The sequence below is a fragment of the Vibrio sp. Vb2880 genome, assembly GCF_033337975.1.
Classification (GTDB): domain Bacteria; phylum Pseudomonadota; class Gammaproteobacteria; order Enterobacterales; family Vibrionaceae; genus Vibrio; species Vibrio alginolyticus.
Genome location: NZ_JAWORT010000032.1, coordinates 1 through 12,993 on the forward strand (window position 1 = coordinate 1; position 12,993 = coordinate 12,993).

15 protein-coding genes are annotated in these 12,993 nt (G+C 45.0%); 10 read left to right on the forward strand and 5 right to left on the reverse strand.

Annotated elements, in window-relative coordinates:
- Positions 1-100: 100 nt before the first annotated feature.
- Both R7M92_RS22575 and R7M92_RS22580 read right to left on the reverse strand, forming a co-directional pair.
- Complete coding sequence (locus R7M92_RS22575) at positions 101-697, reverse strand: tRNA-uridine aminocarboxypropyltransferase (RefSeq protein WP_031780839.1); 597 nt, start codon at positions 695-697, stop codon at positions 101-103.
- Entirely contained in the window at positions 697-2,247 is a 1,551-nt protein-coding gene (locus tag R7M92_RS22580) for a hypothetical protein (protein ID WP_318134364.1), read from the reverse strand. The genes R7M92_RS22575 and R7M92_RS22580 overlap by 1 nt, the downstream gene beginning before the upstream one ends.
- A 47-nt stretch (positions 2,248-2,294) precedes the next feature.
- Here R7M92_RS22580 and R7M92_RS22585 point away from each other — a divergent pair, with 47 nt between their 5' ends.
- The gene (locus tag R7M92_RS22585) at positions 2,295-2,765 is read left to right on the forward strand and encodes an EVE domain-containing protein (RefSeq protein ID WP_005378735.1); all 471 of its coding nucleotides are present in this window, start codon (positions 2,295-2,297) and stop codon (positions 2,763-2,765) included.
- A 50-nt stretch (positions 2,766-2,815) separates the two neighbouring features.
- Here R7M92_RS22585 and R7M92_RS22590 read toward each other — a convergent pair whose 3' ends face one another.
- Both R7M92_RS22590 and R7M92_RS22595 read right to left on the reverse strand, forming a co-directional pair.
- Positions 2,816-3,640: a Cof-type HAD-IIB family hydrolase gene (locus R7M92_RS22590; protein ID WP_017636084.1), complete on the reverse strand. Its 825-nt coding sequence runs from the start codon at positions 3,638-3,640 to the stop codon at positions 2,816-2,818.
- 244 nt (positions 3,641-3,884) lie between these two features.
- Complete coding sequence (locus tag R7M92_RS22595) at positions 3,885-4,895, reverse strand: alpha/beta fold hydrolase (protein WP_005378733.1); 1,011 nt, start codon at positions 4,893-4,895, stop codon at positions 3,885-3,887.
- A gap of 65 nt (positions 4,896-4,960) precedes the next feature.
- Between R7M92_RS22595 and rhtB the strand changes: the two genes are divergently transcribed.
- The 7 genes from rhtB (at position 4,961) to R7M92_RS22630 (ending at position 11,636) form a co-directional block, all read left to right on the forward strand.
- Entirely contained in the window at positions 4,961-5,578 is a 618-nt protein-coding gene (gene rhtB, locus R7M92_RS22600; protein ID WP_054729573.1) for a homoserine/homoserine lactone efflux protein, read from the forward strand.
- A 24-nt stretch (positions 5,579-5,602) separates the two neighbouring features.
- A complete protein-coding gene (locus R7M92_RS22605) occupies positions 5,603-6,826 on the forward strand; it encodes an EAL and HDOD domain-containing protein (RefSeq protein WP_005378731.1) in 1,224 nt (407 codons plus the stop codon).
- A gap of 154 nt (positions 6,827-6,980) precedes the next feature.
- Positions 6,981-7,316, forward strand: a complete 336-nt coding sequence (locus R7M92_RS22610) for a metalloregulator ArsR/SmtB family transcription factor (RefSeq protein ID WP_005378730.1) — start codon at positions 6,981-6,983, stop codon at positions 7,314-7,316.
- A 42-nt stretch (positions 7,317-7,358) separates the two neighbouring features.
- The gene (locus R7M92_RS22615) at positions 7,359-8,360 is read left to right on the forward strand and encodes an ArsJ-associated glyceraldehyde-3-phosphate dehydrogenase (RefSeq protein WP_005383630.1); all 1,002 of its coding nucleotides are present in this window, start codon (positions 7,359-7,361) and stop codon (positions 8,358-8,360) included.
- Positions 8,361-8,372: 12 nt separating this feature from the next.
- On the forward strand, positions 8,373-8,867 hold the full coding sequence (locus R7M92_RS22620) for a cyclin-dependent kinase inhibitor 3 family protein (RefSeq protein ID WP_005383629.1): 495 nt from the start codon (positions 8,373-8,375) through the stop codon (positions 8,865-8,867).
- Between the two features lie 254 nt (positions 8,868-9,121).
- Positions 9,122-10,339 (forward strand): organoarsenical effux MFS transporter ArsJ, encoded by a 1,218-nt coding sequence (arsJ, locus tag R7M92_RS22625; RefSeq protein ID WP_005378722.1) that lies wholly within the window; start codon positions 9,122-9,124, stop codon positions 10,337-10,339.
- A 283-nt stretch (positions 10,340-10,622) separates the two neighbouring features.
- Entirely contained in the window at positions 10,623-11,636 is a 1,014-nt protein-coding gene (locus R7M92_RS22630) for an acyltransferase (RefSeq protein ID WP_318134366.1), read from the forward strand.
- On the opposite strand, the gene R7M92_RS22635 is transcribed toward R7M92_RS22630, so the two are convergent.
- The gene (locus R7M92_RS22635) at positions 11,633-11,962 is read right to left on the reverse strand and encodes a DUF2500 domain-containing protein (RefSeq protein WP_005389668.1); all 330 of its coding nucleotides are present in this window, start codon (positions 11,960-11,962) and stop codon (positions 11,633-11,635) included. The genes R7M92_RS22630 and R7M92_RS22635 overlap by 4 nt on opposite strands.
- A gap of 94 nt (positions 11,963-12,056) precedes the next feature.
- On the opposite strand from R7M92_RS22635, the gene R7M92_RS22640 reads away from it, so the two are divergent.
- Both R7M92_RS22640 and R7M92_RS22645 read left to right on the forward strand, forming a co-directional pair.
- Positions 12,057-12,233: a hypothetical protein gene (locus tag R7M92_RS22640; protein ID WP_167415536.1), complete on the forward strand. Its 177-nt coding sequence runs from the start codon at positions 12,057-12,059 to the stop codon at positions 12,231-12,233.
- 56 nt (positions 12,234-12,289) lie between these two features.
- The gene (locus R7M92_RS22645; RefSeq protein WP_005378717.1) at positions 12,290-12,658 is read left to right on the forward strand and encodes a hypothetical protein; all 369 of its coding nucleotides are present in this window, start codon (positions 12,290-12,292) and stop codon (positions 12,656-12,658) included.
- Positions 12,659-12,993: the final 335 nt, after the last annotated feature.

The following is a 12,993-nucleotide window of genomic DNA, read 5'->3' on the forward strand; positions in this document are numbered from 1 at the left end:
TGGCGCTGGACTAAACAAAGGCCCCCTTTTAGGGGGCTCACACAAAGCCACCTTCTTTAGAAGGTGGTAATTTACTTGGTTCTTCTACTGAGCTTAATGTTTACCGCTTAAGAGCGTGTCCACTCTTTTCAGCTTGGAACAAAGCGAGGTAATGGGCAAAAAAGCGTTGCATTTGTTGTTGGTTGTTTTGTTCTCCAAGTTGCCCGAGCAGATGTGCAGCGACTTCAAACGTGCACAAATTACCTTGTTGTTGGTTGCGTCGCAGCTGATATTGTGAGTCCGCCGACGCAGATAATCCCATAGTAGGGATACCTTCTAACCAACGGCTCTTATTGATCATCTTGCGCGCCTCTTGCCAGGTGGCATCTAAAATAATAAACAGCGGAGTTTTGGTTTGTTGCTGGCTTTGGAGTACCACATGTTCGAGTGTGATACTTTCTTCACAGGGGAAGAGCAACACCGGATACCGCGATGGATCAGCTAATAGAGTGAGCAATTCTGCTGGTGGCTGTTTGCGATCCCAGATTACTCGCTCAATGCTGAGTTGGCACTGCTCTAGTAGCTGGCCGGTATTAGTATCACGCTTCAGTTCATTCGGATGCATTAACAGCAGGATGTTGTGCTCACTGTTAAGTTTCGGCATTAGCGAGCACATACAATTGAATTGAAAACCGCAGGTTGGACACGGTTGAGACATTAAAGACGAACTCCTTCTCGCACCGGGCTTATCCCATCAGAGAACAGACGCACACCACTGACTTGGTTTGGCGTTGCCGTTGGCGCCATGCTTGGGTTGAGTGGGTAGCTAACCCCAGTGTATTGCATCACATGTTGAGCCGCTTTAGCTCCGCCACCGCTGACATTAAAAATCAGATCTCGCCAACCATGAGAGGTTTGTTGGCCGAGCATAATCGGGCTTTGCACTAGTGTAATGCGGCTATTAAAGCGCCATTCCTTTTCGTTATGTTCAAATATTAGCAATGTACAGCCACCGGAACCACACCAATCCAACTGTACCAATAGCTCTTCGTTACCATCGCTGTTGAGGTCGTAAGTTAGCCAACGGTATTGGTTATTGTTGGGGGTGGTTTGATGGATAAAGAAGTAGTTGCGCACCGCGGCATCTACTTTTGAATCAAACTCTGCACTAGAAGGGACGTCAGCACTACCGATGGGGTTGTTGGTGCGTTTTTCGGCTGGTTGCATGATGCCTTCATCACGAACGGTGGCAGGATAAAGGACTAAACCACCATCGGCGATTGGGTATACCAAGTTACCGACTTTTTCTTTGGTCGCTTTGAGTTGATTGCCTTCTCGAGTAAACAGTCGCTCTGACATTAGCCTTTGCTGTTGATGATGCGTCATGACAACTTGAACCTGAGACGGACTTAACTGTTGCCAGTAACCACGCTCGATTAATGGTGCTTGTCCATTGGCGTAACGGTATTTTGTTGTGGCGCTGTGGTCTGGGTTTAAGGTCATTTGTACTTCAAAACCTTGTGATTGAGTTGAGGTCGCGACATAGGTATTAGCCCAGCCAAGCGTTGCATCGACGTTTGCAGCCATACCACAACCTTGATACGTCTCGCCATCATGTTTTAGTGTTGCTTTCCAGCCATACAAAGAATCGCTCATTGTGTCTGAGCAGAGGTTTTCTGTTAAGCGAAGCTCACCATCTTGTAGTTGATAAGTGCGCTGGCGAGGTTGAAGCTGACTGCTTTTAATCGCTAATTTTGTGGTTTGTTTGCCGATTTGCTGGAATGTTAGTCCATTAGCCTCAAAGCTTGCCGACCAAGAAGGCTCATTACCAAACACGCGAGTTGGTTTGTTTGGTTGCTGACAACGGTTTGGATTTTCCGTTGTGAGGAAGTTCACTTGTTCCACGACAAAGTTAGCATCGAAATCAGCAGAAAACCCATCGATGCCCGGTGGGTTGAGGTGGCCGATAACCTCGCCATACATAGTCTGGTAAGGCTCGTTATTTAACTGAATTGCTCGTTGCATTTGCTGTGGTGATAGTTGCAACCAATATTGCTTGTCGCTGCCACAAGGCATGATGTATTGGCTCTCGTGACCGACGATCACTTTTCCGCGTAGCATAAAAGTTTGAGGTTGAATGGTTTCAGGCTTATCTAAGGTTGCTGGTGGAGAGGTTAGGTCAGCGGCACCAGATTGTGGCGACTGTGAACTACATGCTTGCAGAACCAGCAGGGTGGCAAGCGCCACTGGGTTTTTCAAAGCCTTCATGTTATATCTTCCTCATTATTGTTACTCAATCGGCATCGGATGGCATTATGGCATATTGGTTATTTAAAACTGAACCAGATACCTTTTCTATTGACACGCTTCGAACCCAAAAGGTTTCATGTTGGGAGGGAGTTCGTAATTATCAGGCGCGCAATATGATGCGTGACCAAGTGAAGGTGGGCGATTTAGTCCTGATTTACCACTCTTCTTGTAAACATGTTGGCGTGGCAGGTATTGCTAAAGTTGTGAGAGAAGCCTATCCCGATCATTTCCAATTCGATCCCGAAAGCGATTATTACGATCCAAAGTCAGACCCAGACAACCCGCGTTGGATTATGGTGGATGTCGAGTTTGTACGTAAAACGGCGCGAGTGATTCCGTTGTCGGTGATGAAAGCGATGCCAGAACTTGAGAACATGCCGTTGGTGAAACGTGGAAATCGCTTGTCGATTATGCCCGTGACAGAAGAAGAATGGGACGCGATTCTTGGCAAAGAGAAGCTGCCAAGTCAGCGATAAAAGAGAAGGGCTGCGAATGTGCAGCCCTTCATTATTTGGAGTATTGAAGCTTACAGCAAGTGTTCTTGTAGGTAGTGTGCAACCGCATCTTCTGCATTGCTGCCAATTACTTCATTATTTGGTAGAGCTTTCATCACTTTTTCGTGTGATGTACCCATAACTAGCCCTTTACCTGCCATCGACAGCATTTCTACGTCATTCATGCCATCACCAAATGCTACGCAGTTTTCTAACGTGAGGTCGAGTTTTTTCGCTACCGCTTCAAGAGCATGACCTTTAGACACGCCAGCGCTCATTACTTCCAAACACCAAGGCGTTGAAAATGCGATGTTCAGCTTATCACCAAACTGCTCACGTAGTTTGTTTTCAAATACGACCAAACGTTCGTGGTCTTCTCCTGGATGCGTGAAGAAAACTTTCGCAATACCGTCAGTTGGGGCGTGGTCTTCATCAAATAAGACGTAAGTGAATTCATCGTGGAAGTCACGTAACGTTTCATCATCCTTGTTCATCAACCAGCTATCATTTTGATACATGTGAATAAGTATTTCTTGATCATGTTTGATCGTGTCGATCACGCCTTGTACCAGTTCCGCAGGGACATTCTCGCTGTACATTAGCTGATCTTCCTGGTCATGCACTCGGGCACCATTCGACGTGATCATATAAGCTGGAATGCCAACTTGGCGACGGATGCTCGCAACGTCTACGTGGTGACGGCCGGTTGCAAAGACAAAGGTATAACCCTTTTCATGCAGCGCTTTTAGCGTCTCTTTTGAGTAAGCACTGAGCTGATGGTTTGGTGCGAGTAACGTGCCATCCAGATCAGAGGCAACGATTTTGGTGATCTCTTTGCAAGGTAGCGATGTGCTCATGAAGTCCTCGTAAACGGTTTGGATAGTGTGGAACAGGTGAATTGCAAACGGAGTACAGCAGACTGACTAGATCGTACTGCTCCGAATGCGGGGGAACTTGGGCCCGTAGCACTATGCGGTTAAACACAGTGTCAAAGTAGCCAAGTTCAAGCAGTGTACGCCAAAATGAGGATGAAAAAGAGGGTAAATCGATGTGTAGACATTTCCTCTTTAATCTTAGTCGTGAAATGGTCGCCTAGAGTTCTTATTGTGCTTGTTCGTTTGATGGCGATTTAGGGTCATTCATAAAGCGGAAAATCGCATCGAGCGCTTGATTACGATACTTGTCGGTCTCGAATAAGATTTCATGCTGTGCGCCTTCGATGGAAAGCAGCTCCGCGTGCGGGTTGGTTTTCCGCAATTTATCAATAAAACGCTTTTGCGCGAGGTTGCTAACAATCCGATCGTTTCCGGCTTGGATTAGGATTACTGGTATTTTGACTTGGCGAGTTAATAAAAAGCACTGCTTAGCGGCCATGAGCCCTTGCCAAACCCAGCGAGTGCTTGGCCCACCGACTTGCAGTTCCGGTTTTTCCGTATATAGGTTTCGGAACCATTGGTAGCGGCCGTAACTTTGGCTAAGTGGGTTATCTTCAAAGGGCTTAGGGAAGTAGGCCTGATGTCCTGGTGCATAGCGTGGCAAAGTCGATACCGCTGACATAATTTGTGTGACCGGAATCGCTATTGGTGATAGGTACCATGGCAGGTTAATGCCAAACATGGGCGCACTTAGAATCAAACCAGTAAAAGGGTGTTCTGGGTGAGTTTGCAGGTAACGTGTGGCGATCGCGCCGCCCATAGAGTGCGCGATGATGAAGCATTGTTGATATTCGCTAAGGTCGTGTTTTTTTACGACGATGTCCATATCATCAATATAATCAGTAAAGTCATAGACGTGACCCATATCTGAGTCAGATAATAAACGATCTGATAAACCTTGACCGCGGTGGTCAAAGGAATAGACATCGAAACCTTGGCGGTAGAGATCGTAAAACAGCTCTTGGTATTTCCAGGAAGACTCAATGCGTCCATTTACGATGAGCACGGCTTTTTTATGCTCTGGGTTGGTTAGCTTGCACCAGTAAATGTTCTTTTTCTCAGTCCCTTTAACAAAGCCCTCTTGGCGAGTTTGCCAAAGTGCTGCGATCGGACCACCAATTGCTTGCTCAAATAATGTCTCTTGAGTATAAGTCAAAGGTGAATGGTTAGTCGCCATTAGTTGATTACCTGAAGATACGTTGTTTACGCGATGTATCATCGAAGAATTAGTGAGGAAATGCAATGGATACCCATGTCTGGTTAGCTTATGTAGTAACAGCAATCGTTTTTAGTTTGGCTCCGGGCTCTGGCACGGTGAACTCAATCAGTAATGGTTTGAGTTACGGTACCCGTAAATCACTGGGTGCCATTATTGGCTTACAAATTGGTTTAGTTATCCACATCGCGCTGGTGGGGGCGGGTATTGGTGCGCTTGTCGCGCAGTCAGCAACCGCATTTTCTGTCATTAAATGGGTTGGTGCCGCTTATCTGGTTTGGCTGGGGGTTCAGAAATGGCGCGACACATCAAGCTTAGTCGCAGCTGAAAACCACAACGAGATGTCAGGCACGGCGCTGTTGTACAAGGCAGTGTTGATTAACCTCACCAACCCTAAATCGATTGTTTTTCTGGTGGCGTTGTTCCCGCAGTTTATTGACCCGGCAAAAGACCAAATCACGCAACTGTTGGTGCTTGGCGTCACTACGGTCGTGATTGATGCGTGTGTAATGTTGGGTTACACGAGCTTGGCAGCACAAATGGGACGCTTTATTCGCTCCGATAAAATCATGGGAAAAATAAACAAAGTATTCGGTTCAATGTTCATGGGTTGTGGTGCATTATTAGCAGCTGCAAAGTCATAAGCCATTTATAGGTCCTTCTTTAGCATGAATACAACGTATGTCGCTCGCCAGCCGATCTTTAACCGAAAAAGACAGACGCTGGGTTATGAATTGTTGTTTCGAGACGGGGAGAGTAACGCATACCCTTCACATATTGATTCAAATCGAGCGACATACCGACTGATCGTCGAAAACTTCCTATCACTGGGTACTAACCCAGTGATTGCCTCTTCAAGATGCTTTATTAACTTTCCTCATCAAAGCTTGGTGCGACGTTTGCCGCGCAGTTTGCCGAAAAACAAAATTGTCATCGAAGTGTTGGAAACGTGCCAACCTACGGATGAGCTTCTTGATGCGATTCGTGAGTTTTATCGAGAAGGTTACTTGATCGCTTTGGATGACTTCACCCTAACACCAGAATGGCGTCGTTTTTTGCCATATGTGCATATTGTGAAGCTCGACATTATGGCGATGGGGCTCGAAAAGGCCTGTGAACTGGTCAAAACACACCTTGCCAAACGCGTCAAATACCACTTTTTAGCAGAACGTGTTGAAACCGCAGAAGAGTTTGAGCAAGCGAAAGCGGCTGGCTTTAAATTTTTCCAAGGTTATTTTTTTAGCAAGCCACTCGTCTCGCAGACTAAATACGTCAGTCCTGAGCAAGTGTTGGCATTGCAACTGTTTCGTGAAGTTTGTGCTCCTGAGCCTGACTTTACTCGTATCGAGTCCATCATTACGCAAGATGTCGCGTTGTCATATAAATTATTGCGTTTTGTAAATACGCAAGCGCCGAATTTGGCTGTCGAAATCAGCTCTTTTCGTCAGGCATTGATTTATCTTGGCCAGGATAACCTTAAGCAGTTTGTCTCTTTGGTTGTGGCATCGTATATCTCCAGTAACAAGCCTCGAGAGCTGTATCACCTTTCATTGCAACGAGCTCAATTTTGCCAATTGATGTCGCGCTATCAGCCATTCTCTCACCTCAACGAGCAAGGTTTCATGGTTGGTTTGCTGTCGATTCTAGATGCGCTGCTGGATCTTTCGGTGGAATCTTTAGTTAGGCAGTTACCGCTTAGTCATTCAGTACAACAAGCGCTATTACATCGCAAAGGGGTTTATGGTGCACTTATTTCCCTCGAAGAGTGCTACGAGCGTGCCGATTGGTCAGGGGTTGAAAAAATCACGATGCAATTGGGGTTGCCTTTAGAGGAAGTGAAGCTCTCCTTAGGTGAAGCGGCTCGCTGGAGTCAAAGCATCGCGACTGCATAATTTCTTGTCTTATCTTTTATCTTTTTGAATCTCTCTCTTTACAATCAAGCTGTTCGTTAGATGTGAAACTTTTATGACGATGGACGGTTTCCTCTTGACGATATATCTTAATTAAATAAACATATACGTATATCCATATATAGGTATGTTCATTATGCTTCCACATCAGTTTTTTAAGCTGTTATCCGATGAAACACGCGTACGTTGTTTAATGCTCGTGGCCCGTGAAGGTGAAACTTGCGTTGGCGATTTGGCGTTTGCTCTACAAGAGAGCCAGCCGAAAGTTTCTCGTCATCTTGCTCAGTTACGATCCAGTGGCATCTTGGTGGATAAACGCCAAGGGCAATGGGTGTATTACGAGTTATCACAGCAATTACCAGGTTGGATGCGAAAGTTAATTGAAGACTTAGTGGCATCAAACTGTTTGAAGCAGGAATACCAAGACGACATCACACGCTTACACGATAAAAGTCGTGAGGCTTGCTGTTAACAGCGAATAGAGATTCAAGGTAGAAGATTAAAAGGTAAAACTATGACAATTAAAGTAGGAATTAATGGCTTTGGCCGAATTGGTCGCTTAGCGCTGCGAGCGGCATTTGATTGGCCAGAATTGGAGTTTGTGTTAATCAACGATGTCGCAGGTGACGCCGCTACGCTTGGTCACTTATTAGAATTCGATTCAGTGCAAGGTCGTTGGCATCATGGAGTTCAGGTCGAAGGCAGTGAGCTCGTCATCAACGGCAAGCGTGTCGCCACGACTCAACAACGCGATATCGATGCGGTGAACTGGTCTGATTGTGATGTTGTGATTGAAGCGACAGGCGTACATCGCAAAACATCATTCCTAAATAAATACCTAGAGCAAGGCGTGAAACGTGTCGTGGTAAGCGCACCTGTGAAAGAAGAAGGTATCGCGAACATTGTGGTGGGCGTGAACGACCATATTTTCGACCCTGAAAAACATCGTATCGTGACAGCAGCTTCGTGTACGACTAACTGTATCGCACCTGTGGTTAAAGTCATTCATGAGAAATTGGGTATCGAACAATCTTCTTTTACGACCATTCACGACCTGACGAATACGCAAACTATTTTAGATGCGCCACACAAAGATCTACGCCGTGCAAGAGCATGCGGCATGAGCCTTATCCCGACTACGACGGGTAGCGCGAAGGCGATTGTCGAAATTTTCCCAGAATTAAAAGACAAAATTAATGGTCATGCGGTTCGCGTACCTCTAGCAAACGCATCGTTAACAGACATCATTTTTGATGTGAAGCGTGATACCACAGCAGAAGAAGTGAATGCACTGTTAAAAGAAGCATCTGAAGGTGATTTGAAAGGCATCCTTGGCTTCGAAGAGCGTCCTTTAGTTTCTATCGATTATAAAGGCGACCAACGTTCAACCATCGTTGATGCGCAATCAACCATGGTTGTGGGTTCTCGTATGGTTAAGATTTACGCTTGGTACGATAACGAAATGGGTTATGCAACGCGCACAGCAGAGCTGGTTCGTAACGTTGGTTTGGCTTAAAAGGGGGTCACAATGTCTCATCCTACATGGCAATTAGATTTGGACTCCGGTGCTTTAATCTTAACACCGTGCCCAGGAACGAAAGGTGTCGATTTGCATGCGTCGTTAGAACAGTTGAAAGAGCAGGGTGTTCAAGCGGTCGTTACTGCACTAGATGATAGTGAATTAGCTGCGAAGAATGTCTCTGCATTGGGTGAAGCCACTCAGCAACTGGGAATGAAATGGTTCCAGATCGAGATTGAAGACGACTGCGCACCAAATGAAGAATTTGCGACGAAGTGGCAACAAGCCAGTCCGGAACTGCACGCGATTCTTGCTCAAGGTGGCAAAGTTGCGATGCATTGCATGGGTGGTTCAGGGCGCACAGGTTTGTTCGCTGCTCACCTACTCCTAGAAAAGGAATGGCAGTTAGAAGATATCGTGCGAGAAGTGCAGGCATTGCGCCCTGGTGCATTTACAAAACCTGTGCAAGTTGAGTACATCGAACGCGTGGCTCAAGACGCTTGATCAGCTTAAATAGCTTTTGGTTCATTATGATCCAAAAGCTAAATTCGAGCTTCTTCAGGATACGACTGTTTACAAAAAAAGCCATTAATATTAACTAATACATTGTTTTTAAGGTGTATTTTGCTTTTTATTGATGTTGGGGCATTTTTTGAAAATCACAGCAACATTGTATTGGTCAATGTTGCTGTACAGGTTAGGAAGTATTTAGAACATGATGATCTAAATGCTTCTATCGCTGTACATATGAGGTCAATATGATTTCTCAATTAAGCAAAAGTATTCGTCAGTACATGTTAGTGACGTTTAACTATTGGAACTTTACGGTGACCGATGGCGCACTGCGTATGCTGGTGGTGCTCTATTTTCATGACTTAGGTTATTCCACGTTAGCTATTGCCTCACTGTTTCTTTTCTATGAATTTTTTGGTGTGGTGACAAACCTGGTTGGTGGTTGGTTGGGCGCAAGGTTAGGCCTAAATAAAACCATGAACATTGGTTTAGCGATGCAAGTGTTTGCGTTGCTGATGCTCGCAGTACCAAATGCATGGCTGACCATTCCTTGGGTGATGGCAGCGCAAGCTCTGTCGGGGATTGCCAAAGATCTGAACAAAATGAGTGCTAAGAGCGCGATTAAAACGCTAGTACCAGACGAGCAGCAAGGTGCGCTCTACAAATGGGTAGCGATTTTGACTGGCTCGAAGAATGCACTCAAAGGAGCGGGCTTTTTTGTTGGTGGCTTGCTGCTGTCTTGGGTGGGTTTTCAAAACTCGATGTTTATTATGGCGGGTGTACTTACATTAGTGTTTGTTTGCAGCATGATCTGGCTAGAAGCGGACATGGGTAAAGCAAAGAGTAAACCTAAGTTTCGCCAAATATTCTCCAAGTCTGAATCGATAAACATTTTATCCGCAGCACGCATGTTCTTGTTTGGTGCTCGTGATGTGTGGTTTGTCGTTGCTCTGCCTATTTATCTTGGTAGCGTGTTTGGCTGGGATCACTTGTGGGTTGGTAGCTTTCTCGCAGCGTGGGTCATTGCTTATGGGTTTGTGCAAGGCTTTGCGCCGCGTATTACTGGCAAAGCGCAAGGTCGTGTGCCTGATGGTAGTGCAGCATTGGTGTGGGCAGGAATCCTAGCGTTAATTACGGCTGGTATTGCTTATGGTGTGCAAATCGGTTGGCAGCCTGAACTGGTGATTGTGGTAGGTTTGATGATTTTTGGCGCTGTGTTTGCCATTAACTCTTCGCTGCACTCGTACTTGATAGTGAGCTACGCTAAAGGCGATGGCGTCTCGTTGGATGTCGGTTTTTACTACATGGCCAATGCGATGGGACGTTTGATTGGCACGGTATTATCGGGTTGGATCTACCAAGAGGCTGGTCTTGCAGCGTGCTTATGGGTTTCTTTTGCTTTCTTGGCACTGACGACGCTGATTTCAATTAAGTTGCCAAAAGCTAATGTTGCTACTGCGTAACTACCCCCAGTATCGCTATCTGTAGATGGTATAAATGGCTCCAAATCGGAGCCATTTTTGTTTCTTATGCGCCGTTTGCTGTAATCAGATTGTTTCGGTTTGGCATCGAGAGTGAATACTGATGCTTGGTTTTTGGTTCTCGTTAAGTGATTAGAGTGGTGATGAAATCCCCGTTGTAGGTCATTGTTGAGTTAAAAATAAGCAAAAACAGATTGTTAACTATTTCACTGGTTGAGATTTACCCTATGCTATAAACGATAAGCGACTCAAAGTAGGGAAAGGTATGAGAGAAAGGGTTCTGTTTTTTGATTTATTGCGCTGCTTCGCAGCGGTAGCAGTGATCGCCATTCACGTCTTGGCACCGTATCGAAATGAGTTAGGAGTGATTCCATTTGACCAATGGCTGACAGCGGTAGGCGTGAATAGCGTAACCCGCTGGGCAGTGCCAGTTTTTATTTTGATCACCGGAGCGCTAATGCTCAGTGACACTCGACCATTTGACGGTAAGTATTATATCAAAAGGCGTTTGGGCAAAGTTTTAGTTCCATTTCTTATTTGGTCGATGTTTTATGCATACCTTTCAGGTTGGACTTCTCAAGGCTTTGATTTTGAAACCGTAAAAGAGGTATTAAGCAATAGCCCATTCCACGCAACGTATTACCATCTCGGCTTTTTCTATTACTTTATACCACTGTATTTTGTGATTCCGCTGTTTCAATGGATGGTACGCAACGTGGATGACAACGTCTTGTATACCTATCTCGCATTTTGGCTTTTCACCAGCACACTGTTCTTGTTCAAGATTGATGGCCCTTGGAGTAATCAGATGTGGCTTTATATGGGTTACCTTCCACTGGGGTATGTATTATTTCAAAAGGTACCTTCGAATCGCTCTATGGTGACCTTATTTGTTGGGCTAGGACTCGTGGCGTTGGCAGTGACCTTTACGATGGTTGTGACAAATAGCTTAGAGGCGGAGAAGTATACGGTTGGGCGCTGGCTCTCTTATAAAACACTGAATGTGATTCTAGCGGCTTCGATGATTTTTATGATCGGGCGTTACTTTGGTGAAGGCTTATCACCTAAAGTACAAAAAGTGGTCAGTGTGATCAGTCAGCACAGCTTGGGGATTTACTTACTTCACCCTATTTTCTTATGGCCGATGAAAGAGTTCGGTTGGTACACAGGACATCCTGCGTGGGTGATTCCAGTCTGGATCGTTCTAAGTGGAGCTGGAGCCTTGGCGATGAGCGATCTCTTTTCTCGTTCTGCCAAGACTCGTTGGTTACTGCCTTAACGTTTGATAGCGAAGTGAAGGAACTTGTTGCCGCGATAGGTCAGTGTTCCCTTATCTCCAGGGTTGAGTGCATGGTAGTAATGCACTCCAATTTGGAATTCACGCTTTGGACCGATAGAACCACGTTGAACGTAAATCCAATACTCTTGATCGTCTTGACCTGGTGGTGCGTTTGGTATGTCTATCGCTTGTTTATCTAAAACCGTTACCTGCGCGCTTTGCTCTGGAGCGTCTTCGCCCACATAGTGCTTACTATAAAAACGGAAAAACACCCACGCGCCCAAGGCAATAAGGGCGAATAGGGCGACAATAAGTGAGATTGGCATATTAACCTCCAATGTTTTATCGGGTCCCATTCTACAGAACTCGCTGACGAAACGATGAGTTGAGGTAACTTATTCATAATCTAATGAAAGGGATATGGAGATTATTCGGCGCACTTCACGATTTATCTTAATGATGCACGATGAAATCGTTGCTTCATCTGCAAGCTACGTCACTAAAGCTGAACTAAGCAGCTTTCACTTGTCTGGCTATATGCGCTCAAGGGCACAAATTGAAAGTAAAATTGCACTTAACGGCTCGAAAAAGCTCTAAATTTATAGAAGAATAAAAATAATGAACATAGGAAGGGTCTGGTAAGGAGGGTTACGATGTCAGATATTGAAAAAGTAGTCATGCGTACCCGAACGATCGAAAAACTTTTGCGTACTCAGTACCATGCAGAAGGGAAAGGGTTGCACCAACTTATTAATAGTTGTGAAGAACGTTTACCGCATGACGTGATAGCAAAGCTTCGATTCATCGCGACAGTGCGTAATAAAGTGGTGCACGAAGACGATTACAAGCTGGATGATCGTAAAGGCTTTATGGCGGCATGTGATGCTTGTGAAAAAGAGCTGACACCAAGAAGCTCTCGCTTTATTTGGCGTACAGCAATTTTGCTAATGACGTTGATTACGCTGGCCGCTCTTGGTTTCTACTATATGCACTGGGATATTTTGTCTAAGCACATTCAGTAGAGCTATACAGATAAATAAAAAAGGACGCATTTGCGTCCTTTTTTATTTTAAATCATTGGGTTAGTACATCATTGGCAGTGTCATTAAACCCACAACCACTGCAATCATAACCAGCCCTTGTTTTTGAGAAGATGAAATCATAACACTACCCCTTAATCTTTGATGAACTCGATGAATTTAATATAGCACTGTTTTTGGGGTTTGATCAACATATGCTCGTTAATCTTTTCAAAAATCACACTTAACTTGTCTGGTTTTACGTGATTCTGACTAATGAAACTATGTTTTTTGTCCTGTATTTAAAGTGTTCACATTGTTTTGTTTTTATCCTTTTG

Bases quoted from the DNA above. Each gene is read 5' to 3' on its own strand.
- R7M92_RS22575 (WP_031780839.1), bottom strand. From the start codon at position 697: ATGTCTCAACCGTGTCCAACCTGCGGTTTTCAATTCAATTGTATGTGC.
- R7M92_RS22580 (WP_318134364.1), bottom strand. From the start codon at position 2,247: ATGAAGGCTTTGAAAAACCCAGTGGCGCTTGCCACCCTGCTGGTTCTG.
- R7M92_RS22585 (WP_005378735.1), top strand. From the start codon at position 2,295: ATGGCATATTGGTTATTTAAAACTGAACCAGATACCTTTTCTATTGAC.
- R7M92_RS22590 (WP_017636084.1), bottom strand. From the start codon at position 3,640: ATGAGCACATCGCTACCTTGCAAAGAGATCACCAAAATCGTTGCCTCT.
- R7M92_RS22595 (WP_005378733.1), bottom strand. From the start codon at position 4,895: ATGGCGACTAACCATTCACCTTTGACTTATACTCAAGAGACATTATTT.
- rhtB (WP_054729573.1), top strand. From the start codon at position 4,961: ATGGATACCCATGTCTGGTTAGCTTATGTAGTAACAGCAATCGTTTTT.
- R7M92_RS22605 (WP_005378731.1), top strand. From the start codon at position 5,603: ATGAATACAACGTATGTCGCTCGCCAGCCGATCTTTAACCGAAAAAGA.
- R7M92_RS22610 (WP_005378730.1), top strand. From the start codon at position 6,981: ATGCTTCCACATCAGTTTTTTAAGCTGTTATCCGATGAAACACGCGTA.
- R7M92_RS22615 (WP_005383630.1), top strand. From the start codon at position 7,359: ATGACAATTAAAGTAGGAATTAATGGCTTTGGCCGAATTGGTCGCTTA.
- R7M92_RS22620 (WP_005383629.1), top strand. From the start codon at position 8,373: ATGTCTCATCCTACATGGCAATTAGATTTGGACTCCGGTGCTTTAATC.
- arsJ (WP_005378722.1), top strand. From the start codon at position 9,122: ATGATTTCTCAATTAAGCAAAAGTATTCGTCAGTACATGTTAGTGACG.
- R7M92_RS22630 (WP_318134366.1), top strand. From the start codon at position 10,623: ATGAGAGAAAGGGTTCTGTTTTTTGATTTATTGCGCTGCTTCGCAGCG.
- R7M92_RS22635 (WP_005389668.1), bottom strand. From the start codon at position 11,962: ATGCCAATCTCACTTATTGTCGCCCTATTCGCCCTTATTGCCTTGGGC.
- R7M92_RS22640 (WP_167415536.1), top strand. From the start codon at position 12,057: ATGGAGATTATTCGGCGCACTTCACGATTTATCTTAATGATGCACGAT.
- R7M92_RS22645 (WP_005378717.1), top strand. From the start codon at position 12,290: ATGTCAGATATTGAAAAAGTAGTCATGCGTACCCGAACGATCGAAAAA.